This window comes from Psychrobacter piscatorii, assembly GCF_001444505.1.
Taxonomy (GTDB): domain Bacteria; phylum Pseudomonadota; class Gammaproteobacteria; order Pseudomonadales; family Moraxellaceae; genus Psychrobacter; species Psychrobacter piscatorii_B.
This window is the reverse complement of sequence record NZ_LNDJ01000020.1, coordinates 1-2,388: the sequence shown is the minus strand read 5'-3', so window position 1 is coordinate 2,388 and position 2,388 is coordinate 1. Positions and strand designations below refer to the sequence as shown.

Genomic DNA, 2,388 nt, shown 5'->3' with positions numbered 1-2,388 from the left:
TCGTTTTTATACTGAATTCACTATAGCCATGCTAATCATTCTATCAATTGCTATGCTATTTGTTAGCTAGGCTTTACTATAACGATAACCTCTGCTGATATTAAAGTCTTCTCTTGTAATCAATGTTACGATTTTGCTGTAAGTGATGACATATCACCTAATGATTCAAGCCTATCAGGGTATCTCGTTACCTTGAGCTACTTTTATTACGATACAAGCTTTCTTATACTACTCAACTTATATCGCGCATTCTGGCAGCTCTGATTGTCAGAGGCGATTTTTTTGACTTCATAATGAGATACCCAATGGGATTGACATGCTAACGCTCACCCCAACTCAAAATAAATACCTACCCTATGTGTTAGCAGTGGCGCTATTCATGCAAATTCTGGATGCCACTATCCTGAACACCGCACTGCCGCAGATGGCCTTGGCATTAGATGAGTCACCGTTAAAAATGCAGTGGGCCGTTATCAGCTATGCATTGACCTTGGCAATTTTTATTCCAATTAGTGGGTTTTTGGCAGACAAATACGGTACGCGCCGCGTTTTCCTATCAGCCATTGTGGTATTTTGCGTGGGATCACTACTGTGCGCGATGGCCTCTACTTTAAATTTTTTGGTCGCATCACGGGTGATACAAGGCATTGGCGGCGCTATGATGACCCCAGTTGGGCGTTTGATTTTGGTAAAGTCCTACCCGCGTAATCAGTTATTGACGGTAATGAATTTTGCAGTGATTCCTGCCTTGGTCGCGCCGCTGGTTGGACCCTTGCTTGGCGGGTATTTGGTCCAATATGCCAGTTGGCATTGGATATTTTTGATCAATATTCCGATGGGTGTGGTGGGGTTTGTCATTGGCAAAAAACTCATACCTGCGCTGTTTGGGGATAAGCAGTCTTTAGACTGGGTCGGTTTTGGGCTGTTTGCATTGGGTGCGTGCGCCTTAACCTTGGCAGTTGAGATGGGTTCAAAAGTGGGTCACGGTTACAATGCGCTATTGCTAGCTGCCGCATCGATTGGTTTTTTACTGGCCTATGTATGGCATGCCAAACGCCATGTTGCGCCGCTATTTTCTTTGACACTCTTTAATGTGCCCACTTTTCGTATTGGTATTACTGGCAATCTATCCACGCGTATTGGCATCAGTGCCGTGCCTTTTTTATTACCATTACTATTACAAGTCGTGTTTGAATACACACCCTCGCAGGCAGGCTGGTTATTAGCACCCATTGCAGTTGGTGCACTTGGGATAAAACCCTTTGTCAGCAAAATTATTCAGCGTTACAGCTATCGCGTGGTATTGGTATACAACACCCTTATTTTGGGTTTACTGATTATTGTGCTAGGACAGTTCTCAGATGCGGCGCAGTGGCCATGGATGATTCCGGTGCTGATTGTGATTGGTGTTTGTAACTCAATCCAGTTCAGTGCCATGAATACCATCACTATCGGCGATCTACAAGGGGCACAGACCAGTAGTGGCAACAGCTTAATGGCCGTCAATCAGCAAATGGCGATTGGATTGGGTATTGCCTTTGGTGCCGCACTGCTCAACTTGTTACGTGAGCGGTTTCAAGTAGATACCTTACCTGCTTTTCAGGTTACTTATTGGATACTGGGCGGCTTTACTATTCTCTCAGGGCTGGGTTTTTTACGGTTAAAACCAGAAGATGGGCGTGGTTTGTACTAACTACCTCGGTAAATACTTAAAAGCTGATTGCCGCATATAAGCCTTTAGTGGTTTCTAAACGTAAAAAGCCAGCGTGTATTTTGGTTAAAAACCAATCACACGCTGGCAAGTTTGTTTCATTGCTGATTGAGACGAATGCTAATTAAGACAAATTATTTATGGCTCGTCATCATCACTGATTTGTGATTGAATATAGCGTTCTGCACCCATACTTTCTATCAAATCTTCTTGCGTCTCTAGCCAATCCTGGTATTCTTCATTACCATCTTTTAGCGTAACCAGTAGGTGACGAGACACATAGTCAGACTTTGTCTCGCATAGGGTAATCGCATCCGTAATGATACTGAATTTTTGTTTTTCTAAACGCAAGTTGCAATCAATAACTTCTGGCACATCCTCGCCGACCAATATCTTACCCAATTCCTGTAAGTTAGGTAAACCACCTAACAGCAAGATACGCGCAATCAAATCATCTGACCATTTCATCTCAGCGATAGACTGCTTATAAAGTGAGTCGTTAAGCGCTTCTAAGCCCCAATGACGGACGATACGTGCGTGCAAGAAATACTGGTTAATCGCAATTAATGATTGACCAAGTACCTTGTTTAATGCACGAATGACCTCTTTATCCCCTTTCATAATCTCTCTCCCTTTCTTATTTATATTAAATACCCCACTCTCAACTTGAAATAAGC

2 protein-coding genes are annotated in these 2,388 nt (G+C 43.1%); one reads left to right on the top strand and one right to left on the bottom strand.

What is annotated here, in order from left to right; all coding sequences use genetic code 11:
• Nucleotides 1–316: 316 nt before the first annotated feature.
• Nucleotides 317–1,693 (top strand): DHA2 family efflux MFS transporter permease subunit, encoded by a 1,377-nt coding sequence (locus AS194_RS01550; protein ID WP_058023735.1) that lies wholly within the window; start codon nucleotides 317–319, stop codon nucleotides 1,691–1,693.
• Between the two features lie 156 nt (nucleotides 1,694–1,849).
• On the opposite strand, the gene bfr is transcribed toward AS194_RS01550, so the two are convergent.
• The gene (gene bfr / locus AS194_RS01545; protein ID WP_058023734.1) at nucleotides 1,850–2,332 is read right to left on the bottom strand and encodes a bacterioferritin; all 483 of its coding nucleotides are present in this window, start codon (nucleotides 2,330–2,332) and stop codon (nucleotides 1,850–1,852) included.
• Nucleotides 2,333–2,388: the final 56 nt, after the last annotated feature.